Source organism: Pseudomonas sp. TE36184, from assembly GCF_054060055.1.
In genome coordinates, this window is sequence record NZ_JBSSCU010000001.1 from 4,679,339 (window position 1) to 4,695,425 (window position 16,087).

Genomic DNA, 16,087 nt, shown 5'->3' on the forward strand with positions numbered 1-16,087 from the left:
TCTAATGCCCACAATTATCCAGGAGTTACCCGATGAATGCTCGTCTGCTAGGTTTGGCCATGGTTATTGGTTTGTCGCTGCCCGTGGCGGCCCAGGCGCAGATGCTGGCGCCTGGTTTGTGGGAATTGACCACGAGCAACATGAAAGTGGATAACCAGGACCTGCCGGATTTGTCATTGATCCTCGGTCAGCTCAAGCAACAAATGACCCCCGAACAGCGCGCCATGCTGGAAAAACAAGGCATCACCATGGCCGGTAAAGGCGTGCAGGTGTGCCTCACCCCCGCCCAGGTCGCCTCCGACGCGATCCCGCTGACCGATCCGCAGTCGGGCTGCAAACAGCAAGTGACCGACAAGAGCGGCAACCAGTGGAAATTCCGTTTCAGCTGCCCGAAAGCCCAGGGCACCGGCGTTGCCACCTTCCAGAGCCAGAAGGAATTCACCACCACGGTCAACGGCACCTTCAATGCCACCGGCATTCAGCAGAAGGGCAGCCTGGACAGTCACGCCCAGTGGCTGGGGGAAAACTGCGGCAGCGTCAAACCACGCGCTTAACGCTGAAAGTGCAGGGGCAGGCCCTGGCAGCTGTCGACCACCTGGCCGTTGTGCCAGGCCAACTGGCCCGACACCAGAGTGGTGCTGACGCTGTGGCGAAAGCGGTGCTCGGCGAACGGTGTCCAGCCGCAGCGGGCCAGGATCGGCTGGCTGCGGACCGGCTTGCCTTCGGGTTCGGGTTTGATCAGCACCAGATCGGCCCAATAGCCTTCGCGCAGGTAGCCACGGTCCGGGATCGCGAACAGGTCGGCAACGCGATGACTGGTTTTCGCCACCAGGGTGGTCAGCGGCAGCAGCCCATCGGCCACCAACTCCAGTAACGCCGGCAACGCATGTTGCACCAGGGGCAAACCCGACGGCGCCTCACCATACGCCAACTGCTTTTGCGCCCAGGTATGCGGCGCATGGTCGGTGCCGATCACATCCAGCCGCTCGCCGAGCAGGGCCAGGCGCAAGGCGTCGCGGTCGGCGCGGGTCTTGATCGCCGGGTTGCATTTGATCTGGTGGCCCAGGCGGTGATAGTCGCGGTCGTCGAACAACAGGTGATGGACGCAGACCTCGGCGGTGATGCGTTTCTGCGCCAGCGGCTGGTCTTCGAACAACGCCAACTCGCGGGCGCTGCTCAGGTGTAACACATGCAGGCGCGTGCCGTGGCGCTTGGCCAGTTCCACCGCCAGTGAAGACGAGCGATAACAGGCTTCGGCATCGCGGATCAGCGGATGGGCGGCGGCAGGGATGTTGTCGCCGAAACGCTCGCGCAAGCGCTGTTCGTTGGCCTGGATACTCGGCGTGTGTTCGCAGTGGGCCAGCAGGATCGTCGGCACATCGGCGAACAGGCGCTCCAGAATCCGTGGATCGTCCACCAGCATGTTGCCGGTGGACGCGCCCATGAATACTTTGACCCCGGCCACTTGCCGCGGGTCGAGCGCGGCGACGGTGTCGAGGTTGTCGTTGCTGACGCCGAAGTGAAAACCGTAGTTGGCCACCGAGTGCTGGACGGCGCGGCGTTTTTTGTCGGCTAGCGCTTCCAGGGTGAGGGTGGCCGGCCGGGTGTTGGGCATGTCCATGAAACTGGTGATGCCGCCGGCCACCGCTGCGCGGGATTCGCTGTAGAAACCGCCTTTGTCCGGCGCGCCGGGTTCGCGAAAGTGAACCTGGTCATCGATCATCCCCGGCAGCAGCCATTGACCGTGGGCGTCGATTTCCACAGGCGCCGTGTGCCCCGTGATGCTGCTGGCAATCTTCTCGATACGGCCGTGGGCGACCAGCACGTCGGCGTCGAATACCTGGCCTTCATTCACCAGTCGGGCGTTGCGGATCAACAGGCGGCTCATGGTTCAGAACTCGTTTTGCAGGGCTTTGTAACCCTGCACCAGATCGACGTTGGTACGCGCTACGTCCTCGGAAAACTCCGACGCGCTGACGCTCACCGGCGGGAATTGCGACAGGTCGGTGTTGGGCCCGATGCGGGTGGTCGAAGGCACGTAGAACGCGGCGGGCAAGTCGCGGCCGTCGACCACCGAGTTGTGGCGCACCACGCAGCCGTCGCCGACGGCGCAGTTGAACAACACGCTGTTGAAGCCGATGAACACGCGGTCGCCGACGCTGCAGGGGCCATGGACGATGGAGCGGTGGGCGATGGAGGTGAACTCGCCGATGGTCACCGCCGCGCCGGATTTGGAGTGGATCACCACGCCGTCCTGGATATTGGAGTTGGCGCCGATGGTGATCGGGTCCATGTCGCCGCTGGCGTCGACCTCGTCCGCGCGGATCACGGCGTAGGGGCCGACGAATACGTTCTCACCGATGATGACCTTGCCGCAGATGATCGCGGTTTTATCGACGTAGGCCGATTCGGCAATCACCGGCAGATCACCGGATGGGTTCTTGCGGATCATGGTTTGCCCAACGCGGCGCACAGGGTGTTGAGGTTGTATTCGAACAGCCCGAGAAAGGTGCTGGCCGGGCCTTCTGCGGCGAGGGCGTCGGAATACAGCGTGCCGCCGATCTGCGCGCCGCTTTCGCTGGCGATCTGTTTGAGCAGGCGCGAGTCCTTGATGTTTTCAATGAACACGGCTTTGACCTTGTCCTTGCGGATCTGAGTGATCAGCGCGGCGACTTCGGCGGCGGAAGGCTCACGCTCGGTGGACAAACCCTGAGGCGCGAGGAACTGGATGCCATAGGCCTGGCCCAGGTAGCCGAACGCGTCATGGGAGGTGACGATGCGGCGGTTGCCTGCTGGCAGCGCGCCGAACTTGGCCTTGGCCTCGGCGAGCAAACGGTAGATGTCTTTCAGGTACGCCTGGCTGTTGCGCAGGTAGTCGGCCTGGTTGGCCGGGTCGGCGGCCACCAGCGCCTTGGTGATGTTGTTCACATAGATTTCGGCGTTGGCCAGGTTATGCCAGGCGTGCGGGTCCGGGATGGTTTCGCCGTCTTCTTCCATGGTGTGGGAGATCACGCCTTTACTGGCGGTAACCACGGTGGCGCGGGTTTCGGTGCTGGTCACCAGGCGGTCCAGCCACGGCTCGAAGCCGAGGCCATTTTTGATGATCAGCTTGGCCTTGAGCAGCGCCTTGGCGTCGTCCGGGGTCGGCTCGTAGGTATGAGCGTCGGCGTCGGGGCCGACCATGTTGCTGATCTGGATGTGTTCGCCACCGATCTGGTGGGTAATGTCATCGAGAATACTGAAGCTGGTCACCACCTGGAGTTTGTCGGCGGCCTGGGCCATGGACAACGGCAGTAGCAGACTGAACAACACGAGTAGAGCGCGCATCGGGAGACACCTCATTGGGATGACAGCAAGGGCGGGCGGCGCAGCAAGCCATGCACCGGACCGAAGATCACGGACAGCAGGTACCCACCGCCAGCCACCAGCACAATCGCCGGGCCGCTGGGCAGTGAGTAGTAGAACGACAGCAACAAGCCAAGCCACACCGACAGGCATCCCAGCACTGCCGATACCGCGATCAGCACCGGCAAGCGCCGGCTCCAGAAGCGGGACGCGATGGCCGGCAACATCATCAAACCCACCACCATCAGTGCGCCGATGGCCTGGAAACCGATCACCAGGTTCAGCACCACCAGGGTCAAAAACATCCCGTGGGCCAATGGGCCGAGGCGGCTGACGGTTTGCAGGAACAGCGGGTCGAGGGTGTCCAGCAGCAGCGGTTTGTAGATCAGCACCATGGCGACCAGGCTGAAACCAGAGACCCAGAGCATGCCGGTCAAGGTGGTTTCGTCGACGGCCAGGGCCGAGCCGAACAGCAGGTGCAGCAGGTCCAGGCGCTTGCCGGCAAGGCCGAGGATCAGCACACCGGCGGCGAGGGAGATGGGGTAGATGGCGGCCAGGCTGGCGTCTTCGCGCAGGCCGGTGCGACGGGTGATCCACGCGGCCAACCCCGCCATGCTCAGGCCGGCGCCGAGGCCGCCGATGGTCAGCGCGGGCAGGCTCAGGCCGGCGAACCAGAAACCCAGGGCGGCACCGGGCAGGATGCCGTGGGCGACGGCGTCACCGATCAGGCTCATGCGCCGCAGGATCAGGAACACCCCCAGCGGCGCGGTGCTGCAAGCGAGTACCAGGCCGCCGATCAAGGCGCGGCGCATGAACACGAAGTCGAGAAACGGCATCCACAGGTGGGCGGTGAAGTGCATCAGGCCACCTGCATGTGCGGTTGCGGGCGGATCAGTTCTTTGCTCGGCCCGAACAGGCAGCCCGTGCTTTTGATCTGCACCGCTTGCTGGGTGTGTTGACGCACGGAGGCCAAGTCATGACAGACCACGACCACCGTGCGGCCCTCGTCATGCCAGGCGTGGATATGTTTCCAGCACAGGGCCTGGCCGTCTTCGTCGAGGGCGGCGTGGGGTTCGTCGAGCAGCAACACCGGCGCTTCGGCCAGGCTCATGCGGGCGAGCAGGGCGCGTTGCAGTTCGCCGCCGGACAAGGCCATCAACGGGCGCTGTTCCAGGCCGCTGAGGCACCAGTCTTCCAACACGGCGTGCAGGCGTTCGCTGCGTTGTTGCGGGGTGAGTCGGGTGCCCCAGAAACCGGCGGCGACCAGCTCTTGCAAGCTGATGGGGAACTGCCGATCGAGGTGTTGTTGCTGGGGCAGGAAGGACACGCCGCCGCGACGCGGCACATCCACGCGGATTTTGCCCGCCAGCGGTTTTTGCAGGCCGGCGATGACTTTGAGCAGGCTGCTTTTACCGCAGCCGTTGGGGCCGATCACGCCAGTAAGGCTGCCGGTTTCCAGGGTGAAGTCCACGGCGGGTGTCAGGGGTTGGCCGGGGGCACCCCAGCGCAAAGCGGTGCAGGTGATCATGCTGAGTGTCTCGTCCAACGGCTTTCAGCCACGGCATCGTGCGCGTGCAGGCTTTCGGCGTGGATCACTTTGAGGTGGAAGGCTTGGACGGCATCCGAGCGTTTCAAGGCGAGGTTCAGGCGGCGGGCGGCGTCTTCGCAGAACATCAGGTTCTGTCCGTTGGCCAGGGCGAAGGCTTGTTCGTCCGCACGTTTCACCGCGGTTTGCACGGCGGTGCCGAGGGCGGCTTCGGCGGTATTGATCAACTCGGTCAGCGCCAGCTGCTCGCCGCGCAACTGGACACGTAGTTGCGCGCTGCTGCGCTGGCTGTGGGGCGTGGCGACGATGCCGTTGGCGCTGCCGAGCCAGGTCAGCACATCGGCATGCTGCAACGGCGTGTTGCCGAAATCTTCGAGAAATTGCTGCTGAATCAACTGCCTGGCGAGGGCCGCCGAGCACGGGCAGGTTGAGGAATAAGTCACCTCGATGTTTAGTTCCACGTGGAACATCTGGTTTTCCACGCGCGCTTCGATACTCACCGGGTAGCCCTTCCAGCCAGCCAGTGGGCTGACCAATGCCGGGCGCTTGAGCAGCAGATCGGTGTGGATACGCAGGTAGGCGTTATTAGATAAACCTTCATGACTGTCGAGAAAACGCTGCAGTACCTTACGCAGAAGTGCCGGAGTCAGTGGCTGCTGGTCGAGCATCTCCAGCGCCAGGTACAGGCGCGACATATGAATGCCACGGGCGGCACCGTCGTCCAGGCTGACGCCGGCATCGGCCGTGGCGGCGAGGCGTTGGTCGTCGATCAAAATAGGCAAGGCGATGCCGCACATGCCCACCCAATCGAGCGGCAAGGCTTGGCGTGAAGCCTGCGCGGCGATATCCGGCAGAGTCAGCGCATTCATGAGCAGGTCCATCGTTGGCGATAAAAAAGACATGTTATATTATAACTATTGAGTCGACGATGAATTTTCTGCTCCGGCCTTTTTTCAGTCATGTCGAGTAAGGACGCTCCTTTATTTGCGGTATTTGTCATGCACAGACGTCAGCTCCTCAACCTGCTCCTGGTCAGCCCGCTGTTCACCTTGCCCTTCACCGCGTCGGCCACGCAGATTCGCAACGCCCGCCTGTGGCGCTCGGACGACAAGCTGCGGCTGGTGTTCGACCTCAGTGGCCCGGTGAACTACAAGACTTTTTCCCTGACCGCGCCGGAGCGCCTGATCATCGACCTGAGCGGCGCCGGGCTCAGTGGCGACTTCTCTCAGTTGGTCTTGAAAAACAGCGGGATCACCTCGATTCGCTCCGGGCACTTCGGCAAGGCGGATACGCGCATCGTGCTGGACCTCGCCACGCCGATGCAGCTCACCAGCTTTTTGTTGCCGCCAGGGGATGGGCAAGGGCACCGCCTGGTGCTTGATCTCACCAGCGCCACCCAGGTGCCTCACCCGATAGCGGCCGCACCCCGGCCGCTGGTCGACAGGGCGCACCCCAAGCGCGACATCATCGTGGTGGTCGACCCCGGCCACGGCGGCAAGGACCCCGGCGCTATTGGTTCCAAGGGCCAGCGCGAAAAAGACGTGGTGCTGTCCATTGCCCAATTGCTGGCCAAACGCTTGAAGCGCGAGAAAGGGTTCGATGTGAAGCTGGTGCGCAACGATGACTTCTTCGTGCCGCTGCGCAAGCGCGTGGAGATCGCCCACAAACACAACGCCGACATGTTTATCTCGGTGCATGCGGATGCGGCACCACGGATCACCGCGTCGGGGGCTTCGGTGTATGCCTTGTCCGAAGGCGGTGCCACCTCGGCCACGGCGCGGTTCATGGCGCAACGGGAAAACGGCGCCGACCTGCTGGGCGCCACCAGTCTGCTGAACCTCAAGGACAAGGACCCGATGCTGGCCGGGGTAATTCTCGACATGTCGATGAACGCCACCATCGCTTCCAGCCTGCAACTGGGCAGCTCGATCCTGGGTAGCCTGGAAGGCATCACCTCGTTGCATCAAAAGCGTGTGGAACAGGCCGGGTTCGCGGTGCTCAAGTCACCGGATGTACCGTCGATCCTGGTGGAGACCGGGTTTATCTCCAATGCGCGGGACAGTGCGCGGCTGGTCACGGCGCGGCATCAACAGGCGGTGGCGGAGGGTTTGTTCCTCGGCCTGCAGCGCTATTTCCAGAAGAACCCGCCGGTGAACAGCTACATGGCTTGGGTCCAGGAACAGAAACACAACCAGGCCTAACAGCCGGTCACACGGCTGCAGGTGAACGTGGCGCTGGCGCCACCGGAGCTGGAAAACCGGTTGATTGTGGTCCAGCCCACACGCCGCGTGTAGCCGACCCACGCTTCACCGTCCGAGGCCAAGCCGGTGAAGAACGTCAGTTGCCCGTAGCGGCTGTTGGTTTGCGCCCAATAGCGCCTGCCGATCGCCTCGAAACCGCGCAGATACGTGGTGCTGCCAACCGTCGCCACGCTGTAGGCATTGCCCAGCGGATCGACGCAGGCCAGCAGGTTGGCGCTGCGCGTGCAATTGGCCGACAGGCGCGGCACTTGGGCGCAGGCCTGGGTCGTGATGAGCAACAGCAGGCTGCACAGTAGATATTTCATAGGGTTTCTCGACGTAGACAAGCGCCAGCATTGCTCCGTTGGTCATGATGAGCAAGCGGGGGATTGGCTTATTTGTGTTGTTATAATATAACATTAAGTACAGCCCGGCTTGAACGGGCGGCCTGATGAGAATGACCTGATGCCCAATCGTCTCCCCGTTACCGTGTTGTCCGGCTTTCTCGGCGCCGGTAAAAGTACGCTGCTCAACTATGTCCTGCGCAACCGCGACAACCTGCGGGTGGCGGTGATCGTCAACGACATGAGCGAAATCAACATCGACGGCGGTGAGGTGCAGCGCGACGTCACCCTCAACCGCGCCGAAGAAAAACTGGTAGAGATGAGCAACGGCTGCATCTGCTGCACCTTGCGTGAAGACCTGCTCGAAGAGGTCGGAAAACTCGCCAGGGACGGCCGCTTCGATTACCTGTTGATCGAATCCACCGGCATCTCCGAGCCGTTGCCCGTGGCCGAAACCTTCACCTTTCGCGATGAAAACGAGCAGAGCCTGGCCGATATTGCGCGCCTGGACACCATGGTCACTGTGGTCGACGGCATGAACTTCCTGCTCGACTACCAGGCCGCCGAAAGCCTCGCATCGCGGGGCGAAACCCTTGGCGAAGAAGACGAACGCTCGATCACCGACCTGTTGATCGAGCAGATCGAATTTGCCGACGTCATCCTGATCAGCAAAATCGACCTGATCGGCCGCCACGAACGTGAGGAACTGATGGCCATCCTCGAACGCCTGAATGCCCAGGCCGAGATCATTCCGATGGTCATGGGCGAAGTGCCGCTGAACAAAATCCTCAACACCGGCCGCTTCGACTTTGAACGCGCCGCCCAGGCCCCCGGCTGGCTGCAGGAATTGCGCGGCGAGCATGTGCCGGAAACCGAAGAGTACGGCATCGCCTCCACGGCTTACCGCGCGCGCCGTCCGTTCCATCCGCAGCGCTTTTTCGAGTTTATCGACCGCCCTTGGGTGAACGGCAAACTCCTGCGCTCCAAGGGCTTTTTCTGGCTGGCCAGCAAGCCGCAGGACGCCGGCAGTTGGTCCCAGGCCGGCGGCCTGATGCGCCATGGCTTTGCCGGACGTTGGTGGCGTTTTGTGCCGAAAAGCCAGTGGCCGCAGGACGAAGAAAGCGTCGCCGCGATCATGGGCCACTGGCAAGCAAGCACCGGCGATTGCCGTCAGGAACTGGTGTTCATCGGGCAAAACATCGACTTCGCGCAGATGCGTACCGAACTGGACGCCTGCCTGCTGACCGATGAAGAAATGGCCCTGGGCGTCGACGCATGGCGCTTGCTGGCCGATCCTTTTGGCCCTTGGTATGAAGAGGCGGCCGCCTGATGCTGGCACCGCTCATCCCCCTGCGCCCGGTGATCCGCCAGACCTGCGGCGACACCCCGCTGGCGCTGTCCGAGATTCTCGAAGACGGCGTCAACCTGGCGCTGTGGCAGCGCCAATTGCCGTTGCACATCGCCGAGTTCGGCGCCTTGCTGGTGGCGCTCGACGAGCCGTTGGCCGAGTCGCTGGTCATCGAATTGGCCAGCGACGACGCGGTGCCGAACGTGCAGGGATTAGCCGCCTGCTGCCGCGATCTTGAGGGTTACGAAGGGTTTATCGCCGATGTGTCGTGGCTGATCGGCGCGTTTGCCTGCCTGCTTGGCGCCCGTCGGATCGGCGTGCGTTTGCGCCTGTTGGACAAAGCCATGTGCCCGCGCTTTCACGTCGACCATGTGCCCGTGCGCCTGATCACCACGTATGCCGGCATCGGCAGCCAATGGTTGCGCGAAGGTGTGATGGACCGCCGCCAGTTGGGCCAGGCGGATGCCGAGCCCAGCGAGCGTATCGAGCAGATTCACTGCGGCGAAGTGGCGTTGCTCAAAGGGACGAAGTGGCATGGCAACGAAGCTCACGGCCTGATTCACCGCTCGCCGCAGCTTAAAGCCGATGAGCGACGGTTAATTCTGACGCTGGATTGGCTGGCATAACCGCGTAGGATCAAACGCTCTACACGGCTTGAATGATGCCCTCTATGCTGCAGAACATTCCTACTCATGTGATTGCCGGGCCCCTGGGCGCCGGCAAGACCAGCCTGATCAAACACCTGCTCGCCCAACGCCCGGCCAACGAGCGCTGGGCGGTGTTGATCAACGAATTCGGGCAGATCGGTCTGGATGCGGCCTTGCTGACCCAGGCCGACGACGGCATTGCCCTGGGCGAAGTGGCGGGTGGCTGCTTGTGCTGTGTGAATGGTGCGCCGTTCCAGGTCGGACTGGGCCGCTTGCTGCGTAAGGCCAAGCCGGACCGCCTGTTTATCGAACCTTCGGGGCTCGGGCACCCGGTGCAGGTGCTCAAGCAATTGCGCGAGGCGCCATGGCAGGATGTGCTCGCGGTTCAGCCCTGCGTGCTGGTGCTGGATGCGCAAGCCCTGGCGGCGGGCAAACCATTGCCGGAGGCGCAGCGCGAAGCACTCGCCAGCGCCGGCCTGTTGGTCCTGAACAAGGATGAGACGTTGGACGCCGCACAGCGCGAGGCGATCGAACGGCAGTTAGTCGAGGTTCCGTTTTACTGGACGCGTCAGGCGCAATTGCCACTGCAGCTTTTGCCAGGCCTGAACGCACAGGCTGCAGCGGCTGTGGATAACTTCGTGGCGCCCAAGGGCGTGGCGCAAATGCCGGCGGTGTGGAGCGATCCTGCGTTGCCGATCTGCTTGAGCCAGGCCCAGGAGGGCGGCTGGAGCATCGGTTGGCGCTGGCATCCGAGCCAGTCATTCGATCACCAGCGCCTGGCGCAATGGCTGACACACCTGGATTGGCGCCGCGCCAAACTGGTTATCCACAGCACCGACGGCTGGATCTCCGGCAACGCTGTGGATAACAGCCCACTCGTCTGGCAACCCAGCGAATGGCGGCGTGATTCGCGTATCGAACTGATTTTCAGCGCGCCACAGGACGTGGCCGCGCTACAGCAGGCGCTGGCCGCCTGCCGTCATTGACGGTGCTTGGCGTGGTCCTGGCGCCACTGGCTGAGTTCGATCACGTCGGCGCTGGGTAGCGGCGTCTTGATTTCGAACGGGTAGGGCGCCAGTTCGATCTGCGCGCTGTGGGCGCCGAACTGGGTGATGGTCCCGGGGTGGCGGGTTTCGCCGGTCACGGTGAATTCGAAATTGTAGATGCGCGCCAGGCGTCGCCGTCCTTTGGCATCCTTCACAAAACCGATGCGCTTCAAGGCCACGGCACCGTCGAGCAACTCGATATCGAGCTTGGCGCAATGCTGCTTGACCCGCTCCAACGCGCGCTCGCGCAGGCCGTGGTTGTGCCATACCCAGGCGGCGCCGGTCGCCAGCAGCATCAACACGAAGATGTTTCCCAGGGTCAGCATGCGAAAAAAACTCCAACGAAGTGAGAGCAGCTTAACTGTGTCGTTAGCCTGTCGTACAGGCTGTGTTTGGTCGCATACTGCGCGACCAGAATTTCAATGGTTTTACGGAAATCCCCTGCATGAAACGCACACCTCATCTGCTTGCGATCCAGTCTCATGTGGTCTTTGGCCACGCCGGAAACAGCGCCGCCGTGTTCCCCATGCAGCGGGTCGGGGTGAACGTGTGGCCGCTCAACACGGTGCAATTCTCCAACCACACCCAGTATGGCCAGTGGACGGGCGAAGTGTTAGCGCCGCAGCAGATTCCAGCGCTGGTGGAGGGTATTGCGGCCATCGGTGAATTGGGCAACTGCGACGCCATTCTCTCCGGCTACCTGGGCAGCGCGGCCCAGGGCCGGGCGATCCTCACCGGCGTGGCGCGGATCAAGGCGATCAACCCCAAGGCCCTGTACCTGTGCGACCCGGTGATGGGCCACCCGGAAAAGGGCTGCGTCGTGCCGCAGGAAGTCAGTGATTTTCTGTTGGACGAAGCCGCTGCCATGGCCGACTTCCTGTGCCCCAACCAGCTGGAACTGGACAGCTTTTCCGGGCGCAAGCCGCAATCGCTGTTCGACTGCCTGGGCATGGCCAAAGCCCTGCTGGCACGCGGGCCCAAGGCCGTGCTGGTCAAGCACCTGGATTACCCGGGCAAATTGCCGGAAGGCTTTGAGATGCTGCTGGTGACAGCCGAAGGCAGCTGGCACCTGCGTCGGCCGCTGCTGGCGTTTCCCCGCCAGCCGGTGGGCGTGGGCGACCTGACCTCAGGGTTGTTCCTGGCGCGGGTATTGTTGGGCGACAGCCTGGTGGCCGCTTTCGAGTTCACCGCGGCGGCGGTGCATGAAGTGCTGCTGGAAACCCAGGCCTGCGCCAGTTATGAACTGGAGCTGGTACGTGCCCAGGATCGCATCGCCCATCCCCGCGTGCGTTTCGAGGCCACGCCGATCGGCCTGTAACTACACAAAACCCAACGTGGGAGGGAGCAAGCCCCCTCCCACATTTTGCTTGGGTATACAGCCTGGTGCTTACAGCGCGTCGGCTTTGATTTCCTGGTAGCGCTTTTCCAACTCCTGGCGGATCTGCCGGCGTTGCTGCGCCTGCGCAAACCGGCGGCGGTCTTCGCTGTTGTGCGGTTGCAGTTGCGGCACGGCGGCGGGTTTGCGCTGGTCGTCCACGGCGACCATGGTGAAGAAGCAACTGTTGGTATGGCGCACAGAGCGCTCGCGGATGTTTTCGGTCACCACCTTGATGCCCACCTCCATCGAGGTGTGGCCGGTGTAGTTGACCGATGCGAGGAAGGTCACCAACTCGCCGACGTGGATCGGTTCGCGAAAAATCACTTGGTCCACCGACAAGGTCACGACATAACGCCCGGCATAACGGCTCGCGCAGGCGTAGGCCACTTCGTCGAGGTACTTGAGCAGGGTGCCGCCATGGACATTGCCTGAGAAGTTGGCCATATCAGGGGTCATCAGTACCGTCATCGACAGCTGGGCGTTTCCGGGTTCCATAGCACACTCACGGGTTAGGCATTGGTGGGGAGGCACCTCTGTGGATGCTCGAGTCATTGCAGCGCCATCTCTTACGGGACGCCGGTAGGCGGCTTGCCGTCACGCCTGCAGCGATCTGTTTCCATATATTGCACCGGCTTTTCGGCGGAAGTCGCGGTGTTAACCTTCAAAAGCCTTTCTAAGGGCATTTCTTACGATCAAGGCAGACTTTTCCTTCCGCTCTTTACGAAGTTTCAAAGGTGCGGTGGACGTGGGAAAAGCGCCAGTACCCTCAAGGAGCCCCTCGCCATGCACGCCATCAGCTTTATCCAGGATCTGGCCGTGATCATGTTGGTGGCTGGGGTCGTGACTATCCTGTTTCATCGCCTCAAGCAGCCGGTGGTGCTCGGTTACATCGTCGCCGGGTTCATCATCGGCCCCCACACGCCGCCGTTCGGCCTGATCCACGATGAAGACACCATCAAGACCCTCGCCGAACTGGGGGTGATCTTCCTGATGTTCTGCCTGGGCCTGGAGTTCAGCCTGCGCAAGCTGTTCAAGGTGGGAGCCACGGCGTTTATCGCGGCCTTCCTGGAAATCGTGCTGATGATCTGGATCGGCTACGAGATCGGCCGCTGGTTCGACTGGAACACCATGGACTCGCTGTTCCTCGGCGCGATCCTGGCGATTTCCTCGACCACCATCATCGTCAAGGCGCTCAACGACCTGAAGATGAAAGACCAGCGCTTCGCCCAACTGATTTTCGGCGTGCTGATCGTCGAGGATATCCTCGGCATCGGCATCATCGCCTTGCTGTCGAGCATCGCCGTCAGTGGCACGGTCAGCTCCGGTGAGGTGTTTTCCACGGTCGGTAAGCTCTCGCTGTTCATGATCGTCGCGCTGGTCATCGGGATTTTGCTGGTGCCGCGCTTGCTGGCCTACGTGGCCAGGTTCGACAGCAATGAAATGCTGCTGATCACCGTGCTGGGCCTGTGTTTCGGTTTTTGCCTGCTGGTGGTGAAGCTGGAATACAGCATGGTGCTGGGGGCGTTCCTGATCGGCGCGATCATGGCCGAATCCCGCCAGTTGATTAAGATCGAGCGCCTGATCGAGCCGGTTCGCGACATGTTCAGCGCAATCTTCTTTGTCGCCATTGGCTTGATGATCGACCCGCAGATCCTGCTGCAATATGCCTGGCCGATTGCCGTGATCAGCGTGGCCGTGGTGCTGGGCAAGATGTTGTCCTGCGGCATGGGCGCATTTATCGCCGGCAATGACGGCCGCACGTCGTTGCGCGTTGGGATGGGGCTGTCACAAATTGGTGAGTTTTCCTTCATCATCGCGGCGCTCGGCATGACCTTGCAGGTGACCAGTGACTTCCTCTACCCGGTGGCGGTCGCGGTGTCGGCGATCACCACATTGCTCACCCCATACCTGATTCGCGGCGCCGACCCATTGTCGCTGAAGATTGCCGCCGTGATGCCCAAGCGCATGAGCCGGGTATTTGGCCTCTATGGCGAATGGCTGCGCAGCATTCAGCCCCACGGCGAGGGGGCGCTGCTAGCGTCGATGATCCGCAAAATCGTGCTGCAAGTGGGGGTGAACCTGGCGCTGGTGGTGGCGATCTTCTTTACCGGCAGTTATTTCGCGCTGCGTATCGGCGGGTATCTGGAGGGCTGGATCAGTGATCCAAGCTGGCAGAAGGCGTTGATCTGGGGCGCGGCGTTGCTGTTGTCGCTGCCGTTCCTGATTGCGGCGTACCGCAAGCTCAAGGCGCTGTCGATGCTGCTGGCGGAGATGAGCGTCAAGCCGGAAATGGCCGGGCGGCATACCCAGCGCGTGCGTCGGGTGATCGCCGAGGTGATCCCGATTTTGTCGCTGCTGGTGATCTTCCTGCTATTGGCGGCGTTGTCGGCGAGTATTCTGCCGACCAACAAGTTGCTGGTGCTGATCGCCGTGGTCGCGGCGGCGGTGGCGGCCGTGCTCTGGCGGTGGTTCATCCGCGTGCATACGCGGATGCAGGTCGCTTTGCTGGAGACTCTGGATAACCACAAGGATACGCCGGAACACTGAGGAGGCTGGGCCGCCCCGCGCGAGCAGGACGCAGGTGTCAGCTTTCCAGCCAGACGTCCCGTGCCCAGTGCCACACCGACTCCCAGGTTTCTTCGGTGACGAGTTCTTCTTCGGCGCACCACAGCACCACGGTGCCGTCTTCTTCGACGCAGTAGTAGTCGTCGCCGTCCTGGCAGATCGGGATCATGCTGCGGTCAACACCGGCATCCCAGGCGTTGGCCGCCACATCCGGCAGGTAGGTGTGGGACTGCGGGTCGGTGACGGTCACCGGCTCCAGGCTGCCGTACACCACGTCGCTGACGGTTAGCAGGAATTCGCGGAAGACAAACGGGATGTCGATGAACAGCTGTTCCTCGATTTCCACCAGTTGGTCTTCATCAGGCAGTTCCAGAGGAACCGGAACCGGTTCGTTGGCTTCACGCAATTGTTCGATGACTTCTTCCACGGCCGGGATCCTCTTGCTAGATGGCGCGGTTTACAGGGGCGTTTTATACAGTAGCTCGCTATAAGTGCAACCGTGAAATAGAAAACCCCGGAACATGTCCGGGGTTTTGCTTACGGCTTGTTCAAGCGTGTGGCTATCAGCCGTTCTGGCGGATACCGGCGACCAGCCAAGGCTGGTTGTCGCCTTGGGCGCGTTCCATGTTCCAGCTTTCGCTGAACACTTCGCCCTGGTCGAAACGCGAGGTCTTCGACACACCGCTGAACGTCAGGGTGGCGATGGTCTTGTCGGCGCGATCGTCCACACCTTCGAGCTGCACGCGCAGGTCGTCGATGTAGGTCGACTGGAAGCCGTCGCCCAGATCGGCGCGTTCGCGCTTGAGGAACTCGAGCAGTTGCGGGGTCACGAACTCGGAGATTTTATCCATTTCGTTGGCGTCCCAGTGCTGCTGCAGGGACTGGAAGTGGCTGCGGGCCGCTTCGACGAAACGCTCTTCGTTGAACCAGGCTGGCGCATTGATCACCGGGCGGGCAGCAGCAGGCGCGGCCGAACCACCGAAGATCGAACCCATGGCTGGCTTCTGCTCGAACACTTCACGCTGCATCGGCGCGCCGGCTGGAGCCATGTGCTCCTGTTGCTTGCGACGACGGGCGGCGATGAAGCGGAAGATCAGGAAGGCGATGACCGCCATGATCAGGATGTCGAAGATCTGCATGCCCTGGAAGCCGCCGCCCATGAACATGGATGCGAGCAGGCCACCGGCGGCGATACCGGCCAGAGGGCCCAACCAGCGCGAAGCACCGCCGGCCTTGGCGGCTGCGCCTGCAGCACCGGCCGCGCCTGCAGTGGCGGCAGCACCGCCGACGCCAGCGGACGGAGCCATTTGGCTGGTCTGGTGAGTTGGTGCCGAGCCTATGCTTTTGCCGCCACCGAAGCGTTTGGCGTTGGCATCGAGGCTCATCGTCAGGCCAATGCACAGCGCCATGGCGATGCTAAGAAAACGTTTCATAAAGGGAATTCCCATTTGTGGATTGCACGCGCGCCATGTTGCACAGGTGTCGTGACAGTGGCTAGCGACATAATGTTTCGGGCTTTTGCGTAAGACAGAATCCGAAGGGTCTGTAGGACTAGTTACAGATATTGGCCCGCGCGCATCAAAAACAAGGGTGGACGCGAAACCTTCATGCTGAACCGTCCTTCTGTC

18 protein-coding genes are annotated in these 16,087 nt (G+C 62.2%); 7 read left to right on the top strand and 11 right to left on the bottom strand.

All coding sequences use genetic code 11. The features are described from left to right. Positions 1-32 precede the first annotated feature (32 nt). Positions 33-554 carry a DUF3617 domain-containing protein gene (locus tag ACVWZP_RS20970; RefSeq protein WP_017850052.1) on the top strand — a complete coding sequence of 174 codons (522 nt, stop codon included), beginning with the start codon at positions 33-35 and terminating at the stop codon, positions 552-554. Here ACVWZP_RS20970 and ACVWZP_RS20975 read toward each other — a convergent pair. Genes ACVWZP_RS20975 through folE2 form a run of 6 tightly spaced genes read right to left on the bottom strand, consistent with a single transcriptional unit; the run spans position 551 to position 5,760 of the window. Next, a complete protein-coding gene (locus ACVWZP_RS20975; protein WP_128192122.1) occupies positions 551-1,888 on the bottom strand; it encodes a dihydroorotase in 1,338 nt (445 codons plus the stop codon). The two genes, ACVWZP_RS20970 and ACVWZP_RS20975, sit on opposite strands and share 4 nt — an antisense overlap. 3 nt (positions 1,889-1,891) lie before the next feature. Then, positions 1,892-2,452: a gamma carbonic anhydrase family protein gene (locus ACVWZP_RS20980; RefSeq protein WP_017850050.1), complete on the bottom strand. Its 561-nt coding sequence runs from the start codon at positions 2,450-2,452 to the stop codon at positions 1,892-1,894. Beyond that, complete coding sequence (locus tag ACVWZP_RS20985) at positions 2,449-3,327, bottom strand: metal ABC transporter substrate-binding protein (protein ID WP_046381599.1); 879 nt, start codon at positions 3,325-3,327, stop codon at positions 2,449-2,451. Before ACVWZP_RS20985 ends, ACVWZP_RS20980 begins: the two co-directional genes overlap by 4 nt. An 11-nt stretch (positions 3,328-3,338) precedes the next feature. Further along, complete coding sequence (locus tag ACVWZP_RS20990) at positions 3,339-4,205, bottom strand: metal ABC transporter permease (protein WP_457370132.1); 867 nt, start codon at positions 4,203-4,205, stop codon at positions 3,339-3,341. Further along, a complete protein-coding gene (locus ACVWZP_RS20995; RefSeq protein ID WP_457370133.1) occupies positions 4,205-4,873 on the bottom strand; it encodes a metal ABC transporter ATP-binding protein in 669 nt (222 codons plus the stop codon). The genes ACVWZP_RS20990 and ACVWZP_RS20995 overlap by 1 nt, the downstream gene beginning before the upstream one ends. Continuing rightward, a complete protein-coding gene (gene folE2 / locus ACVWZP_RS21000) occupies positions 4,870-5,760 on the bottom strand; it encodes a GTP cyclohydrolase FolE2 (RefSeq protein WP_017850046.1) in 891 nt (296 codons plus the stop codon). Before folE2 ends, ACVWZP_RS20995 begins: the two co-directional genes overlap by 4 nt. 129 nt (positions 5,761-5,889) lie before the next feature. On the opposite strand from folE2, the gene ACVWZP_RS21005 reads away from it, so the two are divergent. Further along, on the top strand, positions 5,890-7,092 hold the full coding sequence (locus ACVWZP_RS21005; protein WP_448124421.1) for an N-acetylmuramoyl-L-alanine amidase: 1,203 nt from the start codon (positions 5,890-5,892) through the stop codon (positions 7,090-7,092). On the opposite strand, the gene ACVWZP_RS21010 is transcribed toward ACVWZP_RS21005, so the two are convergent. Further along, positions 7,089-7,457, bottom strand: a complete 369-nt coding sequence (locus tag ACVWZP_RS21010; RefSeq protein ID WP_017850044.1) for a hypothetical protein — start codon at positions 7,455-7,457, stop codon at positions 7,089-7,091. The genes ACVWZP_RS21005 and ACVWZP_RS21010 overlap by 4 nt on opposite strands. 139 nt (positions 7,458-7,596) lie before the next feature. On the opposite strand from ACVWZP_RS21010, the gene zigA reads away from it, so the two are divergent. The 3 genes from zigA to ACVWZP_RS21025 are packed head-to-tail and all read left to right on the top strand — an operon-like array spanning position 7,597 to position 10,456. Continuing rightward, entirely contained in the window at positions 7,597-8,805 is a 1,209-nt protein-coding gene (gene zigA / locus ACVWZP_RS21015) for a zinc metallochaperone GTPase ZigA (RefSeq protein ID WP_046484300.1), read from the top strand. Further along, positions 8,805-9,449 carry a DUF1826 domain-containing protein gene (locus ACVWZP_RS21020; RefSeq protein WP_057005203.1) on the top strand — a complete coding sequence of 215 codons (645 nt, stop codon included), beginning with the start codon at positions 8,805-8,807 and terminating at the stop codon, positions 9,447-9,449. The genes zigA and ACVWZP_RS21020 overlap by 1 nt, the downstream gene beginning before the upstream one ends. 44 nt (positions 9,450-9,493) lie before the next feature. Next, positions 9,494-10,456 (top strand): CobW-like GTP-binding protein, encoded by a 963-nt coding sequence (locus tag ACVWZP_RS21025; RefSeq protein ID WP_108525805.1) that lies wholly within the window; start codon positions 9,494-9,496, stop codon positions 10,454-10,456. On the opposite strand, the gene ACVWZP_RS21030 is transcribed toward ACVWZP_RS21025, so the two are convergent. Further along, positions 10,450-10,842, bottom strand: a complete 393-nt coding sequence (locus ACVWZP_RS21030) for a DUF3301 domain-containing protein (protein WP_017850040.1) — start codon at positions 10,840-10,842, stop codon at positions 10,450-10,452. The genes ACVWZP_RS21025 and ACVWZP_RS21030 overlap by 7 nt on opposite strands. 119 nt (positions 10,843-10,961) lie before the next feature. Between ACVWZP_RS21030 and pdxY the strand changes: the two genes are divergently transcribed. Beyond that, positions 10,962-11,834, top strand: coding sequence for a pyridoxal kinase PdxY (gene pdxY / locus ACVWZP_RS21035; RefSeq protein ID WP_457370134.1), 873 nt, complete (start codon positions 10,962-10,964; stop codon positions 11,832-11,834). Between the two features lie 69 nt (positions 11,835-11,903). Here pdxY and ACVWZP_RS21040 read toward each other — a convergent pair whose 3' ends face one another. Then, complete coding sequence (locus ACVWZP_RS21040) at positions 11,904-12,389, bottom strand: acyl-CoA thioesterase (protein WP_017850038.1); 486 nt, start codon at positions 12,387-12,389, stop codon at positions 11,904-11,906. A gap of 288 nt (positions 12,390-12,677) precedes the next feature. Here ACVWZP_RS21040 and ACVWZP_RS21045 point away from each other — a divergent pair, with 288 nt between their 5' ends. Continuing rightward, positions 12,678-14,441, top strand: coding sequence for a cation:proton antiporter (locus tag ACVWZP_RS21045; protein ID WP_017850037.1), 1,764 nt, complete (start codon positions 12,678-12,680; stop codon positions 14,439-14,441). A 37-nt stretch (positions 14,442-14,478) separates the two neighbouring features. Here ACVWZP_RS21045 and ACVWZP_RS21050 read toward each other — a convergent pair whose 3' ends face one another. Next, entirely contained in the window at positions 14,479-14,886 is a 408-nt protein-coding gene (locus tag ACVWZP_RS21050) for an SMI1/KNR4 family protein (RefSeq protein ID WP_046381602.1), read from the bottom strand. A 136-nt stretch (positions 14,887-15,022) separates the two neighbouring features. Further along, positions 15,023-15,892, bottom strand: coding sequence for a Tim44 domain-containing protein (locus ACVWZP_RS21055; RefSeq protein ID WP_017850035.1), 870 nt, complete (start codon positions 15,890-15,892; stop codon positions 15,023-15,025). Between the last annotated feature and the right edge of the window lie 195 nt (positions 15,893-16,087).

What these genes read in the sequence shown, in the direction of transcription:
- ACVWZP_RS21025 (WP_108525805.1), top strand. Translation starts at nt 9,494, where the DNA reads ATGCTGCAGAACATTCCTACTCATGTGATTGCCGGGCCCCTGGGCGCC.
- ACVWZP_RS21040 (WP_017850038.1), bottom strand. Translation starts at nt 12,389, where the DNA reads ATGGAACCCGGAAACGCCCAGCTGTCGATGACGGTACTGATGACCCCT.
- ACVWZP_RS20970 (WP_017850052.1), top strand. Translation starts at nt 33, where the DNA reads ATGAATGCTCGTCTGCTAGGTTTGGCCATGGTTATTGGTTTGTCGCTG.
- ACVWZP_RS20990 (WP_457370132.1), bottom strand. Translation starts at nt 4,205, where the DNA reads ATGCACTTCACCGCCCACCTGTGGATGCCGTTTCTCGACTTCGTGTTC.
- ACVWZP_RS20980 (WP_017850050.1), bottom strand. Translation starts at nt 2,452, where the DNA reads ATGATCCGCAAGAACCCATCCGGTGATCTGCCGGTGATTGCCGAATCG.
- ACVWZP_RS20975 (WP_128192122.1), bottom strand. Translation starts at nt 1,888, where the DNA reads ATGAGCCGCCTGTTGATCCGCAACGCCCGACTGGTGAATGAAGGCCAG.
- ACVWZP_RS21010 (WP_017850044.1), bottom strand. Translation starts at nt 7,457, where the DNA reads ATGAAATATCTACTGTGCAGCCTGCTGTTGCTCATCACGACCCAGGCC.
- ACVWZP_RS21055 (WP_017850035.1), bottom strand. Translation starts at nt 15,892, where the DNA reads ATGAAACGTTTTCTTAGCATCGCCATGGCGCTGTGCATTGGCCTGACG.
- ACVWZP_RS21045 (WP_017850037.1), top strand. Translation starts at nt 12,678, where the DNA reads ATGCACGCCATCAGCTTTATCCAGGATCTGGCCGTGATCATGTTGGTG.
- ACVWZP_RS21030 (WP_017850040.1), bottom strand. Translation starts at nt 10,842, where the DNA reads ATGCTGACCCTGGGAAACATCTTCGTGTTGATGCTGCTGGCGACCGGC.
- ACVWZP_RS21005 (WP_448124421.1), top strand. Translation starts at nt 5,890, where the DNA reads ATGCACAGACGTCAGCTCCTCAACCTGCTCCTGGTCAGCCCGCTGTTC.
- folE2 (WP_017850046.1), bottom strand. Translation starts at nt 5,760, where the DNA reads ATGAATGCGCTGACTCTGCCGGATATCGCCGCGCAGGCTTCACGCCAA.
- pdxY (WP_457370134.1), top strand. Translation starts at nt 10,962, where the DNA reads ATGAAACGCACACCTCATCTGCTTGCGATCCAGTCTCATGTGGTCTTT.
- ACVWZP_RS20995 (WP_457370133.1), bottom strand. Translation starts at nt 4,873, where the DNA reads ATGATCACCTGCACCGCTTTGCGCTGGGGTGCCCCCGGCCAACCCCTG.
- zigA (WP_046484300.1), top strand. Translation starts at nt 7,597, where the DNA reads ATGCCCAATCGTCTCCCCGTTACCGTGTTGTCCGGCTTTCTCGGCGCC.
- ACVWZP_RS20985 (WP_046381599.1), bottom strand. Translation starts at nt 3,327, where the DNA reads ATGCGCGCTCTACTCGTGTTGTTCAGTCTGCTACTGCCGTTGTCCATG.
- ACVWZP_RS21020 (WP_057005203.1), top strand. Translation starts at nt 8,805, where the DNA reads ATGCTGGCACCGCTCATCCCCCTGCGCCCGGTGATCCGCCAGACCTGC.